This window comes from Agrobacterium sp. K11 (genome assembly GCF_059429395.1).
Genome location: NZ_JCAHRB010000013.1, coordinates 84,613 through 104,697, shown reverse-complemented (window position 1 = coordinate 104,697; position 20,085 = coordinate 84,613). Strand labels below are relative to the sequence as shown.

The following is a 20,085-nucleotide window of genomic DNA, read 5'->3' as shown; positions in this document are numbered from 1 at the left end:
TCCAGTAAAAGTGCGTAGCGGTTTTACGTCTGGAAAATGCGTAAAAAAAACTAGAGAATTTTTGCGTTTCGGAGAAAAGCCAAAATCCTCTAGAAACGTTGTGGCGAAAATGCCCTTGTATCGATGGCGGGTTTTTGCCCCGTCAGTAGATCGGCGACGATGCGGGCCGTGCCGGCCGATTGCGTCAGCCCCAGATGGCCGTGACCGAAAGCATAGACCACCCGCGCCGTGTGGCGCGCCGCACCAATCGCCGGCAGGCTGTCGGGCAGCGACGGGCGAAAACCCATCCATTGCTTGCCGCCTTCGGTTTTCAGGCCTGGCAGAAAACTTGCCGCCTTGGCGAGAAGCGCCTCGGAGCGGGCGAAATTGGCCGGAAGCTCGAGCCCGCCCAGCTCCACTGCACCGCCGACGCGAATGCCGGTCGAAAGCCGCGTGACAACGAAACCATGACCGCCGAAGGTCACCTGCGTGCGCAGATCGAAGGCGCCTGAAGGCAGGGTGGTATTATACCCCCGTTCCGTTTCCAGCGGAATTTTTTCCCCAAGCGAACGGGCAATGCGATGCGAAAACGCGCCCGCCGCCAATACCGCCTTGCCGGCCTTGCGGGTGCGCCCGTCATGGCTCACCACTTCCACACCGTCTTCCAGCGGCCTGAGCGCTGCGATATCGAGACGTTCGATACGACCGCCGATGCTGCGGAAATGCTCGGCAAGAGCCAGCGTATAGAGCTTCGGGTCGGCGATGGAATGCCAGCCGGGCGTGAAGGTGCCGCAGGTGAAACGCGGTGCGATGCCGGGCTGTATCTCGGCCATCTGCTCGGCATTGAGGTGCCTGAATTCGATACCATGACGCTCGCGCGCCTTCCAGCCGGCAAGCGAGCCTTCGAATTCGGCTTCGCTTTCATAGACCTGGAGATTGCCCTCCTTGCGCAGCATGGCAATCGTGTCGGTTCTCCTGAGAAACGGCTCAAGTTCAGACTTCGACAGGTCCATCAGCGCCGTCTGGGCGGCGGTGGAATGTTCAACCTTCGAGGCGGCACAGGCGCGCCAGAACCGAAACATCCATGGTGCAATCTTCAGCGCATAGGCAGGCGGGACGCTGAGCGGCCCGAGCGGGTCGAGAAGCCACTTCGGCGCTTTCCAGAGAATGCCGGGGGATGCGAGCGGCAGGATATCGGTGAAGGCGAAGGCACCGGCGTTACCGGCGGAAGCGCCGGCCGCCGGGCCTTCGCGATCGATAACCGTGACCGAAAGGCCGCGTCCCTGGGCGGCAATAGCTGCCGAGAGGCCGACAACGCCGGCCCCTATGACGATGACATTGTTTGCAGACATTACCGCACGCTCGACAGGAATTTCTGCGTCTCGGGGTGCTGCGGCGCGCCGAAAAGCTGATCCGGCGTGCCGATTTCCGCCATCACGCCCTGATGGAAAAAGGCGACACGGTTCGACACATCGCGGGCGAAGGCCATTTCATGGGTGACGCAGATCATCGTCATGCCCTCGTCGGCCAGCATCTTCAGCGTATCGAGCACTTCGCCCACCAGCATCGGATCGAGCGCTGAGGTGACTTCGTCGAACAGCATATATTCCGGCGACATGGCAAGAGCGCGGGCAATAGCCATACGCTGCTGCTGACCGCCAGACATGCGGTTCGGATAGACCTTCAGCTTTTCGGCAAGACCGACATGGGTCAGTTGCTTGACCGCGATTTCCTCCGCCTGCTCTTTCGAAATGCCAAGCACCTTGCGCGGCGCCAGCATGACGTTTTCGAGCACCGTCAGATGCGGAAAGGCATTCCATTGCTGGAAGACGATGCCGACCTTGCGACGCAGCTTGTTGAGGTCGGTCGATTTGGCATGCACCTCGGTGCCGTCGATGACGATCTTGCCGCTATCGATCGGCTCCAGGCCGTTGATGCAGGTCAGCAGCGTCGACTTGCCGGAGCCGGAACCACCGATGATAGTGACGACCTCGCCGTTGTTGACCGTCAGGTTGATCCCTTTCAGAACCTCCAGCGGGCCGAAGGATTTGCGGACGTTTTCGATCTCAATCATTGGGGGACCACCGTCTTTCGAGATACCCGCCGAAACGGGCGATGGGGAAGCTGATAAGGAAATAGATGGCGCCGCAGATCATGAGAATGGTCAGCGGTTCCTGCAGGCGCGTGACGAGGATCTGCGAGGCACGCAGAAGCTCGATAAGTCCGAGCCACAGCACGAGCGCCGAATCCTTCATGACGCCGAGTGTCAGGCCGATCCAGGCGGGCAACGACACGCGAGTTGCAAGCGGCAGCACGATGTAGCGCATGTCCTGCGACCAGGTCATGCCGAGTGAACGGCAGGCGCGGCGCGTGTTCGACGGCACCGCTTCGATGCCGCCACGCACGATCTCGGTGCAATAGGCCGCCGTATAAAGCGACAGAACCACGCATGAGGTGGTGAATGGCGGCCAGCCGAGCTTGGCGATCGACTGGAAGGCATTGCCAAGCACCAGCTGGATGAGGAGCGGCACGGAGCGGAAAACATCCAGCACGAAGGTCAGCGGCAGCGACCAATAGGCCCCGAGCTGGAAGCGGATGACACCGAAGATGATACCCATGAGGGTGCCAGCCGTCACGGCAACGGCGGTGACGGCAAGCGTCATCCCCGCGCCCTTGGCAAGGAAGGCAAGATCACTCCAGGTGAGAGCGGTTTCAAACATGGCGCACCTCTCTCAGTAACGAAACAGACGAGCGGCCAGCAATCTGGCGGCAAGCGTGACGATCTTGGCGATCACGTAATAGATGACCGCGGCAAGCGCGAAGAATTCGAAGGTGCGGAACGAACGGGCGTTCAAGGCCTGCGTGACACCGGCAAGATCCGTATTCATGCCGACGGTGACACCGAGCGAGGTCATCAGGATTGCCCAGACCATCTGGTTGGTGGCAGGCAGGAAGGCGACGCGCAGCATCTGCGGCATGATGATGAGGCGGAAGGTCTGCATCGACGTCATGCCGAGCGAACGGCCGGAGCGCGTTTGCGTATCCGGTATCGCTTTCAGCGCACCACGGAAGTTCTCCGCAAGATAGCCCGCATTGTTGAAGGCGATGCCGGCCAGAAGCGCCGTATAGGGGCTGAGATGAATGCCGAAATTGCCAAGGCCGAAATGGGCCATGTAAATCTGGAACAGCGCCGGCGTGTTGCGGGCGATTTCCACCCAGACGGCGGCAATGGCACCCAACATCCGGTTACCGGAAAGCCGGAACAGGGTCAGCACGATGGCGCAGGAAAGACCGATCACCATTGACAGGATCGCGATCTGCAGCGTCACCACCGCACCGTCCAGCAGCTGCGGCAAAGCCTTCAGCGCCTGATTCCAGTGGAATGTATAATTGAACATAACCGTCTCACCTTTTCAGAAACGATCAACGGCGCGATCGATCCGACCGCGCCGTTTGGGAAAAGTTCCGATCAGCGATAGACGCCGTTGACGGTGAGCGAAGGAACTTCGCCGCCAACCCATTTTCCGTAGAGTTCGGCGTAACGGCCGGTGCGAACCTGCTGGTTGATGAACAGGTTCAGGTAATTGATGAAGCCATATTCATCGCGGTTGGTGAAGAGAGCGACATAATCGATGTCATAAGGTGCCTTGCCGACCACCGAGATGCCGGCAAATTTGCCGGTCTTAACGTTGGCCTGTGCAACGGTCGAGGTCGAAACGGTGGCGTCGATCTGACCCTGGCTGAGCGCGAGGAACACATCGGCCTGCGTCTGGTAAGGACGGAACTCGCCCACGCCCCATTCCTTGACGGTCTTTTCGAGCGCAATGGCTTCGAACGTACCGGCAGTCGCGCCGACGGTCTTGCCCTTCATGTCCTCAAAGGACTTGACGCCGGACTTGTCGTTGGCGGTGACAGCCATTTCGAAGGCGAAGTAAGGCACGGTCATGCCAACCGTCTTGGCGCGCTCAAGCGTATCGGACGTGGAGGCAACGCCAACATCGACGCGGCCGGACATCAGCGCCGGAATACGTTCCGGGAAAGGTGTCTCGACGATTTCAGCCGTGACGCCGAGCGCCTTGGCGAGATCGTTGCAATAATCGACATCGAAGCCGATCGGGTTGTTGGCGTCATCACGCGCGCCCATGGGCGGGAAGTCGAGCACGACCGCACAGCGCAGCGTACCGGACGAAATGATGTCGTCAAGCTTGTCGGCCTTGGCCGGAGTAATAGCGAAAGTGGCGGCCAGCAGGCCGGCGACGATGACCGATTTTTTCATTGTTGATTTGCTCCCAGAATTGCTCTGCCATTGAAGGCGAGGTCACTATTTCCCCATGGAGGCGATAAATCAACATAAAAATACAATGAGTATACAAAAAGAATTTTTGCAGCAGCGAACAGTGCTACGGCAGCCAGCTTGCAATTCGGGACCGAAGAGCACGTGAAAATGACGCCCTGGTTGGGCAAGTCTGCCCTACTCTCATCCCGGCGCTTGTGGCAGGAATGGGCACCGGACGCAGAATGCCGAAAAGACGAGTTGCAATAGAATGCCCGTTGTATACTTTATGTATTCAAAATGTGCGAGCCCAATATCGGAGGATTATGATGAGCGACAACACCACATTGACCATCGACGGGCTTTTTCAGCGGGTCGAAGCTATTTTCCGCAAGGCGGGGCTCAATGCCGTGCAGGCGGGAGCGCTTGCGCGGGTTATTGTTGCCGGTGAGCGCGACGCCTGCAAATCGCACGGCATCTACCGCATCGAAGGCGCCCTGCGCACCGTCAAGGCAGGCAAGGTTAAGCCCGATGCGATGCCGGAGGTGGCCGGAGACGACGGCACAGCGATCGTGAAAGTCAGCGCCAATGGCGGTTTTGCCAACCCCGCTTTCGAGCTTGGCCTGCCTGTTCTGGTGGAGCGGGCGAAACGCACCGGCATCGCCGCGCTCGTCATCAATGATTGCACGCATTTCTCGGCGCTCTGGCCGGAAGTCGAGGGGCTGACAGCGAACGGTCTAGCGGGTCTGGTCATGTGCCCGAGCTATTCCACCGTCGCCCCCACTGGCGGAACCAAGCCGCTGCTCGGCACCAACCCCTTCGCCTTCGGTTGGCCCCGTAAAAACACTTCACCCTATGTCTTTGATTTCGCGACATCTGTTGCGGCGCGCGGCGAGATAGAACTGCACCGTCGCGCGGGCAAATCTTTGCCTGAAGGCTGGGCCGTGGATGCCGACGGAAACCCGACGACCGACCCGGAGGCTGCGCTTGCCGGCGCCATGCTTCCGTTCGGCGGCCACAAGGGTTCGGCGATCGGCACCATGATCGAGCTTCTCGCGGGTATCATGATCGGTGACCTGACCAGCCCTGAAGTACTGGAGTATCTCGGAACCACAACGCTTGCGCCCTTCCATGGCGAGCTTATCGTCGCCTTTTCCCCGGAAGCCTTCGCCAAGGGCCGTCCGGGCGATCCTTTCCAGCGGGCGGAAATTCTGTTCGACGCCATTATCGGCCAAGGTGCCCGCCTGCCCTCCGGCCGCCGCTTCACTGCACGCGCCAAATCGGAAAGCGAAGGCATCACCTTGACCGCCGCCGAAATCGCCGGTCTCGACCGGCTGCTGGAACAGGGGATGGACGCCGTCTCCTGACATCAGTCCTTCGTCATGCCGAACCCAATCAGGCATGACGAAGGATATCTATCGAACCTCATAAAACGAAAAAAGGCCCGCAAATGCGGGCCTTTTTCACTGCAGAAAGTAATCAGGCAGCCTTGCAGGCCTGAACCGCACCCGGAAGCTTGCTCCAGTCGGCGTACCAGCTATTGAACAGCTTGAACTGCGCCTCGACATAACCGCGCTGGCTGTCGCTGAGGGCATCGGTCTCGTTGAAGTGCAGCGTATATTCCTTGTCGCCCTTCAGCACCATCATGTGCTTGAAGTAGAGAACCAGATCTGGGCCTTCATCGAAGGAGGAGAGGACGGCGAGCGCCTGCTCCAGTTCCAGCGCGCGGGCGCGGGCGTCCGCATCGCCCTTGGCGGCGGCCTGCGACAGCTTGCAAAGATGGATGACTTCCTTCGGCAGAACATTGCCGATGCCCGTGATCGCGCCGGTTGCGCCGCAATTGACGAAGCCGTGGACAACGGCAGTATCGACGCCGATCATCAGGGTGACTTCATCATCGCGGCTGGTGATGTTTTCAGCAGCGTAACGCATATCCGCCGGACCACCGAATTCCTTGAAGCCCACGAGGTTCTTGTGTTCCGCACGCAGCGCGAAGAAGAGATCGGCGCGGGTGGCGAAACCGTAATAGGGGCTGTTGTAGATGACAGCAGGCGTTTCGGGAGCGGCCGCAAGGATGGCCTTGAAATGCGCCTTCTGGGCAGCGATGACCGAGCCGCGCGAAAGAACACGCGGAATGACCATCAGGCCCTTTGCGCCAACCTTCTGGGCATGGGCGGCGTGCGCAACGGCAGATGCCGTGTTGACCGCGCCGGTGCCGACGATGACCGGAATGCCGGCTTTCACCAGACGTTCCACACCTTCCATGCGCTGCTCATCGGAAAGAAGCGGCCAGTCGCCCATGGAACCGCAATACACGACTGCAGACATGCCATCGGCGATCAGCTCTTTGCCCTTGCGGACAAGCGCGTCGAAATCGGGGGTGCGATCATCTTTGCAAGGGGTCATCAAGGCGGGAATCACGCCGGAAAAAATGCTGGCCGTCATTACTAGCTCCTAAGGGACAGTTTTTCGGGAATGGACGCACCTCCGCGCCACCCTTTCAACAAGGACATTACAATCTTGTATTTTATTTGTCGACAAGAAATCGACAAGCTACAGATTTATTTCCAGCCGCTCATTGCGCACCAGTAGTTTCTGCACCTGCTGCACGATCTGTTCGGCATGCTCGCGGGCCAGTTTCTCGGACAGAACGGTGTCGCGCGCGGCAATCGCCGCTATGATCGCATCGTGATCGTCGACGAAACGTTTCGGCAGGCGATCATCATAGGACTGGTAATACAGCCGCAAGATGCGCCGTCCCTCATCCAGCAGACGCTTGAACAGACTGGTGAAATAGGGGTTGCGCCCGGCTTCGGCGATGGAAAGGTGCAGGGCGGCATTGGTGGAAATCATCGCCAGCGCGTCTTGCTCTTCCACCGCAATGGCAAATTCCGCATTATGAGCGCGGATGCCGGCCAGATCTTCCGGACGGTGATATTGGGCAGCAAGCTGGGTCGTCACCCGGTACATCAGCACCAGCGCATCGAAATAGGTATGCATATTGAGGAAATCGATGTTCGACACCATGGTCGAACGGTTCGGCAGCGTATCGATCAGCCCCTCGCCCGAGAGCCGCACCAGCGCTTCGCGAATGGGCGTGCGCGACATCTTGAACCGCTCGGCAAGCTGCACCTCATCGATTGGACTACCCGGCGGCAGAACCAGATCGAGAATCTCGTCGCGCAGCAGATCGTAGACCATCTTCACGCCGGAGCCACGCTTACGCTCGGCAGAAGCAATTATATCCGTCATAACCAAATCCCTCTTGTCGACATAAAGAGTACTATTATATTTTTTCCATATCAACGCCGCGTTGCAGCACCTGCCCTTCGAATGGCGGAATAATTGTTCAAAAACAACAAAAAGCCGTCACGAAAATTACCCGCGACGGCTTCAATAATTCAATTTGTGACATTGCTGCTTTTTTACAAAGCACCGCTTCGAGGTCGGGACCTCAGTTACGCAGGCCGGTGGCCACGACGGAAATCTTGAAAGCGCCGTCCAGCGTCGGATCGAAGGACGCGCCCATCACCACATCGGTCTCTTCGCTGACTGCCTCGCGCACAAGCGTCATCGCCTCGTCGATCTCGTAAAGCGTCAGGTCGTTGCCGCCGGAAATCGACACAAGTGCGCCGCGTGCCTCCTTCAGCGACGGTTCGCCGAGCAGCGGGTTGGCGATGGCGGCTGCTGCCGCTTCCGAAGCGCGTTTTGGACCCTTGGCCTGCGCCGTGCCCATAAGCGCGCGTCCGCCATTCTTCATGACGTAACGCACATCGGCGAAGTCGAGATTTACCAGGCCTTCGCGCAGGATGAGATCGGTAATGCAGCGCACGCCGAGGGACAGGACCTTGTCCGCCGTCTTCAGGGCACTTTCAAAGGTCGTGCCGGCATCCGCAATACGCAGCAGGTTCTGGTTGGGAATGACGATGACGGTATCGGCGGTATTAAGCAGATTGGCGAAACCATATTCGGCAGCACGCATGCGGCGCGCGCCCTCGAAGCTGAACGGCAGGGTGACGACACCGACGGTCAAGATATTCTTCGCACGGCACGCTTCCGCGATGACGGGCGCAGCACCGGTGCCGGTACCGCCGCCCATACCGGCGGTGATGAAGCACATGTCGTAACCGTTGAGGTGATCCATGATCTCGTCAAGCGAATCGATTGCCGCCTGCCGGCCAACCTCCGGATCAGCCCCGGCACCCAGCCCGCCTGTAAGTTCGGAGCTGAGTTGCACGAGCCTTGGCGCGTTGGTTTTCTTCAGCGCCTGCGCATCCGTGTTGGCGGCGATGAAATCAACGCCGCCGATGCCCTCGTCGATCATGTTGTTGATCGCGTTTCCGCCGCCGCCACCGACGCCGATAACAGCGATATTGGGCGTATTGCGGGCGATTGGAGCGCGCGGAGACTGGGTCATCGTCTTATTCTCTTTCTAAACTCATAGGGTCTCGCGCGCCGTTTTTTAACCGCGGCACGCGAATGATCGGCAACGTTCCTGCATGTCCTTCCTGGCGCGTGAAGGACGCTGTAACGCTTTGAATTTGCATGCAAGCCTTTGCCCCGCTTGCGGCTAAAGGCTTGTGCTCCAGGGGCGAAAGATGCGCTACGGCGACTGTCTCCGACCCCTTCCCCGGATGAAAACCAAACCGAATCAACTGCTTCGCTATCTAGAGGTGATAGCCGAAAAGCCGGTCCGTTTACACTGTATTCACCATGTTTATCTCACTTTGGAACGAGTTGCTTCGGCAGGTGTTTGCCTTCCGACCGCGCTAAAGCGCATGGAATGGAGGCAGTCATATGTCCGCATACATCCTGCAAAACGAACCGGGTTTCCGCACGGAACAACCGCGTGTGCTGATCGTGGAGGACGAATTTCTCATCGCCATGGATATCGAAGATTCCATTATGCAGGCGGAAGAGGAAGCTGACGTCATAGGCATCGCCAACCGGCTGGATCAGGCCGTGGCACTCGGCAGCCGCGCAGATATTGCCTTTGTAGACGTCAATCTCGCCGACGGCCAGACCGGCCCGGAGATCGGGAGGCGGCTTTCGCAGGATCACGGCGTCGTGGTGATCTTCATGACGGCAAATCCGGAAGTGGTGGTCAATCTCGGTATCGGCGCAGGCGTTATCGTAAAACCTGTGCCGCAGGACGCCGTGGAACAGTGCCTTTCCTACGCACTTGCCAAGCGCGCGGGCACGCGTGCCGTTACGCCCATCGGCATGATGGCTTTCGACTGAACCATTCTCGTGGAGATAAAAAGCGGGGTGCTTGAAAACGGCGCCCGGCGCTGAAAACAAAAAAGCCTGCCGCGGGAGGAGGTGCGGCAGGCTTCTTGAAAGATTGAACAGCGATATGGGAGGAGGAAACCGCTGTCCCCGGGGCAATCCTTGGGAGGAGGAGTAGGATCACCCGCATTACCGAAAGAATGTGGGAGGAGGTACATCCGTTTCGATGATTTGAAGATATCATTTTTTTCTGCATTTCACAGACACAAGCTTGCACCTCAGACATGCATCAAACGCATGGCGATTTTTCCAACCCGAAACATCAATGCAACAGGCTGATTTTCGCCTTTGCACGGCATGCCCCGTGGGAGACACAAGCGTCGACGGTTCGCCAAAAACAAAAACGCCCGCGAAGCGGGCGTTTAGTCATTCAAAAGCGGCAATAGCTGCCTGATTACTTGCCGACGGCGGCGCGGGCGACGCTGTTGATCTGGCTACGGTCGATACCGAGATCGTGCAGTTCGCGGCTGCTCATGCGACCCAGTTCGTTGACGGTCTGACGATACTTGCGCCAGTTATTAAAGCTGCGTGCTACGTTCATGACATTACCCTTTCAAGGTGTTGGCGACGTCAGTAACGTTTCGTTCCGGCGTCCTTTGATGTCACTTATATACGCCTTGTCGGGACCAAAGAACAGACAGAATAAGGCAGGCCACCCATGCGCTGAGTGCAAGGGTCATCCTCCGAGGGGCGCGGAAAAACAGAAGTATGGCGTAAATTCAGTCATATCGGGGGCGACTACCGACACCACGTCGTCAGAACTTGTAGCGAACGCCAAACACATTGGCATTCGTCGCGCCCTTCATATTGCCCAGCGTCTTGCCGCCGCCGGAACGGTGGTGAAGCCGCCAGAAGAACTCCGTCGAGGATTCATCGCTGAAGGAAACGTTGATTTCCGGGCCGAGGTAAAACAGGACATTTGCGTTGCCGTTGTCCTTGATTTCTTCTTGCCTCTCCCGCCCCGGCTGCGCATCCGAGACGAGGCTCAGACCCGCCGTGAAACTCGGCGAAACGAACAACCGTTCCCCGAGCCTGATCTTGTCATAACGCGCGACAGGCCCCGCCCAGACTTCACCGGTGAAACCCTTGCCAAACCTGACGGCAACGCCGATTTCACCGCCCAGTTTCACATTGCCGATGCGATAGGGATAAAACTGATAACCGCCACCCAGAATGGCGTTCTTCTCATAGTCGACCGGAATGAGTGCTGCGCTTTTCAGCATGTCTTCCGTGGTGAGGGCGCCGCCAAAACCGAATATCGCTTCGCTTGTCTCAGAGCCCATATCCTCCGAAGAAAGAGACGGCGTCGCGACCAGGGCAATCATAGCTGCCAGTGACAGACTTGGTGCGATATTCATTTTGCTACTCCTGAACATGGCCGCTTTTATCCGCCCTCATAAGGGTATTCACGTAAGGCGAACATACCCTTACCGAACACAATTAATTTAACACATTCGGAAATGGGCGAGAAAAGCCGTCCACCGTTGCCGTCGTGGGGGCATAGGTGAAACAGAAAAAGGCCGTGGATGAAACCCACGGCCTTTTGCATTCAGCGGTTCGGCGAAGCGAGCTTACACCGCGCGAGCGCGCTTCACCTCCACCTGCGTCCATTCCGGCAACCAGTCCCGGTGCGCGACAAGCAGATCGTCCACCAGCGACCAGATCTGGTCGAGATCGAGTTCCGCTGCCGTATGCGGGTCCATCATCGCCGCGTGGAAGATATGCTCGCGGTTTTCGCTCATCAGCGCCCGCACCGTCAGCTCCTGCACATTGATGTTTGTGCGCATCAGCGCGGTCAGCTGCGGCGGCAATTCCCCGATGAAGGTTGGTTGCACGCCGTTATGATCGACAAGGCAGGGCACTTCCGCCGCGCAATCTGATGGCAGCGAGGTGATGCAGCCATTGTTGCGCTGGTTGCCGTAGATGACAGACGGTTCGCCGGTCCAGACCGAGTTGATGATGGAGGAGGCATATTCCTTGGATTGCTTGACCTCGATCTTCTCGGCTGAGCGATAGGCAGCCGCCTGCCCCTTCCAGCGCTCGATCTGCTCGATGCAGCGCTTGGGATATTCATCGAGCGGAATACCGAATTTCTCGATCAGGTCCTCGCGCCCCTCCTTGATGAAATAGGGTGTGTATTCGGCAAAATGCTCGGAGCTTTCGGTGACGAAGTAGCCGAGACGCGTCAGCATCTCGTACCGCACCTTGTTGGGGCAGCGCGGGTTCCAGCCGGGCTTCGGCGCACGGCCTTCGCGATAGCCGCGCACGAGATCGGGATAGAGGTTCTTGTAGCTGCCATCAGGCTGGCGGTGCTCGAATTCCAGGAAAAACGCCATGTGGTTGATGCCGGCCGAACGATAGCGGATTTCCTCATAGGGAATATCGAGGTCATGGGCGAGTTCCATGGCCGTGCCCTGCACCGAATGGCAAAGGCCGACCTGCCGGATTGTCGGATATTTCTCCGCAATCGCCCAGGTGTTGATCGCCATCGGGTTGACATATTGCAGCATGATCGCATTGGGGCAGACGGCGAGCATATCCTCGCAAATCTTCCACAGATGCGGCACGGTGCGCAGGCCCCTCATGATGCCGCCGACACCAAGCGTATCGGCAATGGTCTGGCGCAGACCATATTTGCGCGGCACCTCGAAGTCGGTGACTGTGCAGGGTTCGTATCCGCCGATCTGGAAGGCGACGACGACGAAATCGGCACCGGCGAGCGCCTTTTTCTGGTCTGTAAAAGTCTCGGCTTTCGCCTTTGCCCCGAGCGTCGAAATCAGCTTGTTGACGACGATGGCGCTTTCTTCCAGCCTTTCCCGGTTGATGTCCATCAGCGCGATCGTTGCGCCGGAAAGGGCCGGACGTTGCAGCACGTCGCCGATGATGTTCTTCATGAACACCGTGGAACCTGCGCCGATAAATGTGATCTTGGGATCTCGTGCCATATTTGCCTCCGGCATCTTGAACTATGCGATTTCAAAGGCGGCCCGGACGAGCCGCTGGGTGTATTCGGTTTTCGGGCGGTTCAGCACCTCCTCGACGGAGCCTTCCTCCACGATCCTGCCGCGCTGCATGACGATGACGCGGTGGCAGAGAGCCCGAACGACCTTCAGGTCGTGCGAGATGAACAGGTAGCTCAAGCCCCGCTCGTCCTGCAGCTTGCGCAGCAGGTCTATGATCTGCGCCTGAACGGAAAGGTCGAGCGCCGAGGTCGGCTCATCGAGCAGGATGAATTCCGGCTCCAGCGCGACTGCACGCGCAATGGCGATGCGCTGGCGCTGGCCGCCGGAGAACTCGTGCGGGAAACGCGAGAGGATGTTGCCGGGCATGCCTGCCGCCTCCAGCGCGTCGCGCACCCGCTCCAGCCTTTCGGCCTTGGTTTTACCAAGCCCGTTGATAACCAGCCCTTCCTCGATGATCTGGCCGATGGTCATGCGTGGATTGAGCGAGGCGAAAGGGTCCTGAAAGACGATCTGCATGCGAGAGCGCAGAGGCCGCATTTGAGACCGGGAGCGGCCGTCGACCCTCTCGCCATCGAAAATCACCTCTCCGGCCACCGGCTCGTTCAGCCGCAACAGGGATTGGCCAAAGGTCGTTTTGCCAGACCCGGATTCGCCGACAATTCCCAGCGTTTCATGGCGCTTGAGGGTAAGACCAAGATCGTCGACGGCAACAAGTTCCTTCAATTCCGGCTTGAACAGGCCACCGTAGCGCATCATGAACGACACCCGCACGCCATTCGCCGTCAGCAGCACACCGGAATTTTCCGGCAATGGTTTGGCGGTGCCATGCGGCTCGGAAGCAAGCAGCTTTCGGGTATAGGGGTGCTTCGGCGCTGCAAACAGCCGCTCAGTGGTATTGTGCTCACGCATCTCGCCATGCTGCATGACGTAGACGTAATCGGAAAACTGCTTCACGATCGTCAGGTCATGGGTGATGAGTACCACGGCCATGCCGCGCTTCTTCTGCAGATCGCGTATGAGGTTGAGGATCTGCGCCTGTACTGTCACATCCAGTGCAGTGGTGGGTTCGTCGGCGATCAGCACATCCGGATCGTTGGAGAGCGCCATGGCGATCATGACACGCTGTCGTTGACCGCCGGAAAGCTGGTGCGGAAATTGCTTCAGCCGCGCCTCGGGTTCCGGAATCTGCACCTGCCGCAAAAGATCGAGCGCCCTCGCCTCGGCCTGCTTCCTGCTCAGCTTCGAGTGGACGCGGATCGCCTCGACGATCTGACTGCCGATTGTATAGATCGGGTTCAGCGAACTCATCGGCTCCTGAAAGATCATCGAGATACGATTGCCGCGCAACGCCCGCCGCTGGCGGCTTGAAAATTTCAGGATGTCGTCGCCGTTGAAGCGCACGGTCGCGGTTTTCGAAACCGAGGCCCGCTTCGTCAAAAGCCCCATGATGGTGCGGGCGGTCACCGATTTTCCCGAACCGGATTCGCCAACGATGGCGATCGTCTCCCCCCGGTAAAGCTGGAAGGAAATGTCCTTCACTGCCTCCACCGTGCCGTGCTCAACCTTGAAAGTCACGGCAATATTGCGTGCATCGATGATGGCCTGGTCGTTTCGATTATCAGCATCGAAGCGGATGGCAGGGGCGTAGGTGTTCTGTGCAGCAACCATGTTACGCTCCTCTCAATAGGGATCGACAGCATCGCGAAGGCCATCGCCCAGCGCGTTGAAGGCAAAAACGGTGACCAGCACAAAGCCGACCGGCGCAAGGATCCATGGATAGGAACCAATGACTGAATAGGTGGCCGTATCCTGAAGCATCAGCCCCCAGGAGATCAGCGGCGGCTTGACCGCGAAACCGAGAAAGCCAAGGAAGGATTCGAGCAGCACGACGCTTGGAATATGCAGCGTGACGGCAACGATCACATGGCTCATCACATTCGGCAGGATGTGCTGGAAAATAATGCGCCGGTCGGTGGCGCCGACGGCAATCGCGGCGCGGACATAATCGATACGCGCCAGCGCCAGCGTCTTGCCGCGCACCTCGCGAGACATCTGCGCCCAGCCGAGCGCCGACATGACGCCGACCACGAAGAGGAGGAAAACAGTCGTCGGGGCAGTGACCGGGATAAGCGACGTCAAGGCGAGATAGAGCGGCAATTGTGGAAAGGCCAGAACCACTTCCACGAAACGCTGCACCCAGGCATCCAGCGGCCCGCCGAAATATCCTGAGATCAACCCGACGCTGGTGCCGATGACGGTAACGATGGTGACGACACTGAGCGCGATGGCAAGCGAGATGCGCGATCCATAAATGGCGCGTGACAGCACATCGCGTCCGAACTTGTCGGTTCCGAGAAAATGCACCGGCTGCCCGTCCGTGGTGCCGAAGAAGTGCCGGTTTGCCGGGATGAGGCCGAACAGCCGATATTCCGCGCCTTTCACGAAAAAGCCGAGATAAAGCGGATTGTCGTAATCCGGGCCGACGATAGGCTGGAAGGTCACCGGATCGAGCTCGTCCGTTTCAGCGGTGGCATAGACCCGAGGGAACAGGCTGATATTGCCGTCCTTGTCGGAGAACCGCACCACCTGCGGCGGGGAGAAACTGTCATTGGTTTCAAGCGGGTTCATCGGCGCGAAGAAATCGGCGAAGACTGAGATCGTGATCAACAGCACCACCAGCACCAGCCCCACCATGCCGGTGAAAGAGCGTCTGAGGCGCCGCCACACCAGAGCGAGATAGGTCTCGTTACCCTGAACACCCCGCTCGGGCTTCGGTGCGGCAGCCGATTCATTCTTGAGTTCGTCAACGGCCACCATCTCAAGCCCTCCCGAATTCGCGCACACGCGGGTCGAGCATGGCGAGCAGCATGTCGGCGATGATGTTGCCGATGATGAGCGTGGCGGCCAGCACCATCATGAAGGTTGCGGTGACATAGACATCGCCGACCGCCATGGACCCGACGATGGCGGGACCGACGGTCGGCAGCGCAAAGATGATCGCAGTTTCGATTTCGCCGCTCAGCATATAGGGCAGCACGACGCCCTGATACATAATGAGCGGATGCACGGCGTTCGGCACGGCGTGGCGCATGATGACCGCGCCTTCCGAAAGGCCCTTGGCGCGCGCCGTCTCCACATATTGGGCGTTCAGCGTATCCAGCAGATTGCCGCGCATCACCCGCATATTATAGGCAAGTCCACCGAAAACGGCGATGGCAACCACCGGCCAGACATGGCTGACGAGATCGACGAACTTCCCCCATGACCATGGCGCACCGCCATATTGCGGCGAAAAGAAGCTGCCGATTTCCGACACGTCGAAATGAAACACCATCAGGTAGACGAGGATCAGCGCCATCAGGAAGCGCGGAATGGTCATGCCGAGGAAGGCGACGGTCGAAAGCAGATTATCGATCCAGGAATATTGTCTGGTGGCAGCCCAGATGCCGAAACCGATGCCGAGAAGCGATGAAAGAATGTGGCAGACAAGGGCGAGTGCGATGGTGCGCGGCAGGCGTTCGCCGACCACATCGGCAACCGGCTTGTTGTAATAGAAGCTGTAGCCGAAATCGCCGCGTGTGATGATACCGCCGATCCAGTTGAAATATTGCACGACGATCGGCTTATCGAGACCGTGTTCGATGCGGTAGGCCTGCGCCTGCGCTTCCGCCTGTTCGAAGGACGCACCGCCCTGGTTCATCAATTGCGAGCGGATGTAGTCAGCATAGTCGCCGGGTGGCGCCTGAATGATGGCGAATGTCACCACGCTCAGGATAAGCAGCACCGGAATGGCGGAGCCTATGCGTATTGTCAGGAATCTCAGCATCGAACGGGTATCCTCCGCTTGGCTAGTCCGTGTGTCTCCGGCCGCGCTTCACGCGCGACCGGTACCGGGTTTTCTCCGGGAGGAGTTCTAGTTGATCGGGCCGCCCTCACCCGGCTTGCCGGGAAGCTGCTCGGGGAAAAGCTCGTATTTGCCCTGCTTGTCGGCCGCGACCCAAAGGCGTTCGCGGATGATGGCGTCTTCAGCCCAGTTGAACATGAAGATCGGCGTGCCCTGCGGCACATTCGAGAACCGCTTGTTGACGATAAGCGCGCCGGGATATTCGGTAAGCCCTATCGTGTAGAGGTTCTGCGTGTAGACCTTCTGATATTGCTTCATCAGTTCCGCCCGCTCGGCATTGTCCTGCGAGGAGATGAATTTGCGCACGATATCGGCCATCTCCTTTTCGAACGGCATCAGATCCAGTTCCTTGCCTTCAGGTGCGCGATGGTTCCAGCTGGTGCGCGGGCCAACGGGTGCCAACTGCTCGGTATTCTGCACCACGGACGAAAGCTCGGTGGAGTTGCGGCGCACCAGCCAGTCGAACTGACCGCCATAATGGGCCGCATCGCGCTGGTTGGAATCAAGGCTGTTGATGACGAGGCGAAGGCCAAGTTTCGCCATTTGCCCGACAAGGCCTTCCGCGATGCTCTTGTCCGTCGTGTAGCCGTTATTGACCAGAAGAATGATCTCGACGTTTCGTCCGCCCAGTGTCTCCTTCGGGAAGTTCAAGAAGCCGTCGCCGTCGGTGTCCTTCAGGCCGATTGATGCAAGGGCGGCTTTCGCTTCCTTAAGGTTGAAGGGGTAATAGACCGTGGAATTGCGATCGTAAAAACCGGTGCCCGAGGAAATGCCACCCGGATAGATCGCCGTGAATGGGCCCTTGACGAGCGAGTCGCCGATTGCCTTGCGATCGAGTGCCGAGGTCACCGCCTGACGGAACACCTCGTTGCGGTTCAGCTCGCGAATGGCCTGCCCGCGCTCGTCCGGATTGCCCCAGCCATTGGCGGAAAAGTTCATCTGCAGATTATAGCCGATCAGGCGTGGTCCGAAGGCAAGGCGAGCCGGCGCATTCGGGTCAGCTGCGCGTTTCAGCGAAGCGACGAAGTTTTCCGGCTGTTCGAGATTGGAGAAATCGCCCGATCCCGCCACAGCCTGCACATCGCGATCGGCCCAGGTGGAGAGCTTGTAATGAAGCTCGTTGAGATAAGGCAGCTGCTGGCCCTTCTCGTCGACCTTCCAGTAGTATGGATTGCGCCTGAGCACGATGATGTCGTCGGGGCGATATTCCACCGGCACCCAACCACCCATGACAGGCATGTTCATATATTCCGGCGGAAAGGCGTTCTTGAACTGGTTATAGGTGTTCTTGGAATATTTCGGGTGCTGTGGTTTCAGAATATGCGCCGGTCCGGGGCAGAAGCTCGGATAAGCCATGGTATAGAGATATTGCTTCGGGAAAGCGGTCTTGAAAGTCCACTCCACCGTATAGTCATCGATCTTTTTGAGCGTGGTGCCTTCGCCGAAGGCTTCAGGCGAAGCGCCGCCGCCGAGCGGCGACACGTTGGGATCGAGAACCGCGTCTTCCCAGTAGAACATGACGTCATCGGCGTTGAACGGCACACCGTCAGACCATTTGGCACCCTTGACCAGATGCATCGTCAGCTTGTGGCCATCCTGCGACCATTCCCAGCCTTTGGCGAGATTGGGCAGCGGTTCGGTGTCCTTGGCATTCACCTGAAACAGCGGCGCTGTGCGCGTCAGGCATTCGGAAAGCGCAATATCGATGCCGCCCCAGCCCTGGCTCTGGCCGGCAATGTAGTTCCAGCCCTCGGGCCGTCCGCCGATCACATGGCGCATCGTATCGCCATAAACGCCGATGCCATCCACCATGTTGCCGGTCTTGTAGACCAGCGGCTCCTCAGGCAAGCGTTCCTTCAAGGGCGGCAGCTTGCCTGTCTTCTCGAATTTTTCGGTGATCCAGTCCGGCTCGCTGTAGCTCGGCAGGGCCTTGAATTCGAGGATCGAGTCGCGCGCCACATAATTGATCTTGCCTTCCGCCGGAAACTGCGGCGGCTCCGGCGGCGTGGTGGTTTCGAAGGCGTTCGCACTGAGTGCGATCATCGAAACACCAAGACCCAATGCCGAGATGATACCGATCTTGCGTTGAAGTTGCATCGTCATTCCTCCCAAATGGCAGCTCTTCGACCGCCCACCCTCTGTTGTCGCGATAGCCACGGCGGCGAACTCCCTTTTCACCACCGGCCTGTTCCCATGCCTTTTCCTTCAAACGGCCTTTTTCAGCGCCGATTTCTCGGCCCGTAGTTCCTCGATTGAGCGCACGTTGCGGCGCGCCGCACCCGCCCAGTCGCGGGTCTTGACGGTGGATTTCGCAAGCCGCTCCTTGGCATCAGGCACGGCATCCGCATATTGCGGCAGCCAGCGCGCCTGTGCGACGACCATCTCGTCCACCATCTGCCAGACCTCCTCCGGAGTGGCGACGGCGCCGACTAGCGGGTCATGCAGCACGGCAAGCTTCAGAAGATCGATATCGCCGCTGACCGCCGCATGTACCGACATGCGCTGCACGTTGATGGACGCCATGCAGGTCGCTGCGCAGGCTTCCGGCAGCGTGATACCCGAGACCATGTTGATGCCGAAACGATCCACGAAACCGGGTGACTCAATGATCGCATCAGAAGGAAGGTTGGTTATGACGCCATTGTTCTTGACGTTGAAGTGGCCGCGATAGACACGCCCGGTTTCAAGCGCTTCCAGAATGTGGCTCGCATGTTCGTTGGAGCGCTTCTCCGGTTCGATGGGCTTGGCGGCTGACGCCAGGAACTGCGGGAATTCCGTTTCGAACCAGTTCCGCGTCTCGGTGGAGTGGCGCAGATAACCGCCGGTTTCGCCGTGAATCCAGTCCGACATATCGATCCAGCGGGCGATTTCATCCGGGCGCTTGCGGTACCACGGCAGATATTCGGACAGATGGCCGTTGCTCTCCGTCGAATAGACACCGAAGCGCTTAAGCACGTCGATGCGCAGCTTTTCCTGCTGTGAGAAAACCGGATGCGCCTCGAAAGCGGCGACCAGCTCTTCTTTGCCGATCTTGCGGCCATTCAGCCTTAGATCGATGAACCATGTCTGGTGGTTGATGCCCGAGCAGATGTAATCAAGTTCGGACGGGGATTTTGCGCCGAGAATTTCAGCGATCTGCTCCGCACCGTGCTGCACACCGTGGCAAAGACCAACCGTATCCACCTTGCCGTATTCGATGGCTGCCCATGTATTCATGGCCATGGGGTTGGCGTAATTCAGGAACTTGGCACCGGGTGCGGCGACCTCGCGGATATCCTTGCAGAAATCCAGAATGACCGGAATGTTACGCTGGCCATAGAGAATGCCGCCGGCGCAGATGGTGTCACCGACGCACTGGTCGATCCCGTATTTCAGCGGAATACGGATGTCGTCCGCATAGGCTTCCAGACCGCCGACCCGCACACAGCTTATGATGTATTTCGCACCCTCAAGCGCGCGACGGCGGTCGGTATGCGCTGTCACTTTCACCGGAAAACCGTTGGCCTCCACGACCTTGTCGAGGATCGCCCTGATCATATCCAGATTGTGCTGGCTGATATCCGTCAGCGCGACCTCGATGTCGCGAAACTCCGGCACGCACAGGAGATCGGTGAACAGTTTTTTCGTGAATCCGACGCTTCCGGCGCCGATTATAGCGATTTTGAAACTCATAACGC

General features: G+C 58.7%; 18 protein-coding genes. 2 read left to right on the top strand and 16 right to left on the bottom strand.

Features of this window, described 5'->3' with window-relative positions:
* Positions 1 to 89: 89 nt before the first annotated feature.
* The 5 genes from AC5SEO_RS23085 to AC5SEO_RS23065 form a co-directional block, all read right to left on the bottom strand.
* A complete protein-coding gene (locus tag AC5SEO_RS23085) occupies positions 90 to 1,331 on the bottom strand; it encodes an NAD(P)/FAD-dependent oxidoreductase (protein WP_495364062.1) in 1,242 nt (413 codons plus the stop codon).
* Positions 1,331 to 2,053 (bottom strand): amino acid ABC transporter ATP-binding protein, encoded by a 723-nt coding sequence (locus AC5SEO_RS23080; protein WP_004431309.1) that lies wholly within the window; start codon positions 2,051 to 2,053, stop codon positions 1,331 to 1,333. Before AC5SEO_RS23080 ends, AC5SEO_RS23085 begins: the two co-directional genes overlap by 1 nt.
* The gene (locus AC5SEO_RS23075; RefSeq protein ID WP_004431304.1) at positions 2,046 to 2,699 is read right to left on the bottom strand and encodes an amino acid ABC transporter permease; all 654 of its coding nucleotides are present in this window, start codon (positions 2,697 to 2,699) and stop codon (positions 2,046 to 2,048) included. The genes AC5SEO_RS23080 and AC5SEO_RS23075 overlap by 8 nt, the downstream gene beginning before the upstream one ends.
* 12 nt (positions 2,700 to 2,711) lie before the next feature.
* Complete coding sequence (locus AC5SEO_RS23070) at positions 2,712 to 3,377, bottom strand: amino acid ABC transporter permease (RefSeq protein WP_013761083.1); 666 nt, start codon at positions 3,375 to 3,377, stop codon at positions 2,712 to 2,714.
* 71 nt (positions 3,378 to 3,448) lie between these two features.
* Positions 3,449 to 4,255 (bottom strand): ABC transporter substrate-binding protein, encoded by an 807-nt coding sequence (locus AC5SEO_RS23065; RefSeq protein WP_013761084.1) that lies wholly within the window; start codon positions 4,253 to 4,255, stop codon positions 3,449 to 3,451.
* A 326-nt stretch (positions 4,256 to 4,581) separates the two neighbouring features.
* On the opposite strand from AC5SEO_RS23065, the gene AC5SEO_RS23060 reads away from it, so the two are divergent.
* Entirely contained in the window at positions 4,582 to 5,619 is a 1,038-nt protein-coding gene (locus tag AC5SEO_RS23060) for an Ldh family oxidoreductase (protein ID WP_495364061.1), read from the top strand.
* A gap of 112 nt (positions 5,620 to 5,731) precedes the next feature.
* Here AC5SEO_RS23060 and AC5SEO_RS23055 read toward each other — a convergent pair whose 3' ends face one another.
* The 3 genes from AC5SEO_RS23055 to ftsZ all read right to left on the bottom strand — a co-directional run bounded on the left by AC5SEO_RS23055 (position 5,732) and on the right by ftsZ (position 8,669).
* Positions 5,732 to 6,697 carry a dihydrodipicolinate synthase family protein gene (locus AC5SEO_RS23055; protein WP_013761087.1) on the bottom strand — a complete coding sequence of 322 codons (966 nt, stop codon included), beginning with the start codon at positions 6,695 to 6,697 and terminating at the stop codon, positions 5,732 to 5,734.
* Positions 6,698 to 6,805: 108 nt separating this feature from the next.
* The gene (locus tag AC5SEO_RS23050; protein ID WP_004431295.1) at positions 6,806 to 7,504 is read right to left on the bottom strand and encodes a GntR family transcriptional regulator; all 699 of its coding nucleotides are present in this window, start codon (positions 7,502 to 7,504) and stop codon (positions 6,806 to 6,808) included.
* Positions 7,505 to 7,706: 202 nt separating this feature from the next.
* The gene (gene ftsZ / locus AC5SEO_RS23045; protein WP_019566702.1) at positions 7,707 to 8,669 is read right to left on the bottom strand and encodes a cell division protein FtsZ; all 963 of its coding nucleotides are present in this window, start codon (positions 8,667 to 8,669) and stop codon (positions 7,707 to 7,709) included.
* A gap of 380 nt (positions 8,670 to 9,049) precedes the next feature.
* Here ftsZ and AC5SEO_RS23040 point away from each other — a divergent pair, with 380 nt between their 5' ends.
* The gene (locus tag AC5SEO_RS23040) at positions 9,050 to 9,493 is read left to right on the top strand and encodes a response regulator (protein ID WP_004431292.1); all 444 of its coding nucleotides are present in this window, start codon (positions 9,050 to 9,052) and stop codon (positions 9,491 to 9,493) included.
* Between the two features lie 442 nt (positions 9,494 to 9,935).
* Here AC5SEO_RS23040 and AC5SEO_RS23035 read toward each other — a convergent pair whose 3' ends face one another.
* The 8 genes from AC5SEO_RS23035 to AC5SEO_RS23000 form a co-directional block, all read right to left on the bottom strand.
* On the bottom strand, positions 9,936 to 10,082 hold the full coding sequence (locus AC5SEO_RS23035) for a DUF1127 domain-containing protein (RefSeq protein ID WP_004431290.1): 147 nt from the start codon (positions 10,080 to 10,082) through the stop codon (positions 9,936 to 9,938).
* 214 nt (positions 10,083 to 10,296) lie between these two features.
* Positions 10,297 to 10,899, bottom strand: coding sequence for a hypothetical protein (locus AC5SEO_RS23030; protein WP_065660312.1), 603 nt, complete (start codon positions 10,897 to 10,899; stop codon positions 10,297 to 10,299).
* Between the two features lie 213 nt (positions 10,900 to 11,112).
* On the bottom strand, positions 11,113 to 12,486 hold the full coding sequence (locus AC5SEO_RS23025) for an alpha-glucosidase/alpha-galactosidase (protein ID WP_013761091.1): 1,374 nt from the start codon (positions 12,484 to 12,486) through the stop codon (positions 11,113 to 11,115).
* Positions 12,487 to 12,507: 21 nt separating this feature from the next.
* Entirely contained in the window at positions 12,508 to 14,172 is a 1,665-nt protein-coding gene (locus AC5SEO_RS23020; protein WP_495364060.1) for an ABC transporter ATP-binding protein, read from the bottom strand.
* A gap of 12 nt (positions 14,173 to 14,184) precedes the next feature.
* Positions 14,185 to 15,321 carry an ABC transporter permease gene (locus tag AC5SEO_RS23015; protein WP_004431275.1) on the bottom strand — a complete coding sequence of 379 codons (1,137 nt, stop codon included), beginning with the start codon at positions 15,319 to 15,321 and terminating at the stop codon, positions 14,185 to 14,187.
* A 1-nt stretch (position 15,322) separates the two neighbouring features.
* A complete protein-coding gene (locus AC5SEO_RS23010; protein WP_004431273.1) occupies positions 15,323 to 16,330 on the bottom strand; it encodes an ABC transporter permease in 1,008 nt (335 codons plus the stop codon).
* Between the two features lie 87 nt (positions 16,331 to 16,417).
* Complete coding sequence (locus tag AC5SEO_RS23005) at positions 16,418 to 18,505, bottom strand: ABC transporter substrate-binding protein (protein WP_097171127.1); 2,088 nt, start codon at positions 18,503 to 18,505, stop codon at positions 16,418 to 16,420.
* A gap of 108 nt (positions 18,506 to 18,613) precedes the next feature.
* Complete coding sequence (locus tag AC5SEO_RS23000) at positions 18,614 to 20,080, bottom strand: alpha-glucosidase/alpha-galactosidase (RefSeq protein WP_013761095.1); 1,467 nt, start codon at positions 20,078 to 20,080, stop codon at positions 18,614 to 18,616.
* Between the last annotated feature and the right edge of the window lie 5 nt (positions 20,081 to 20,085).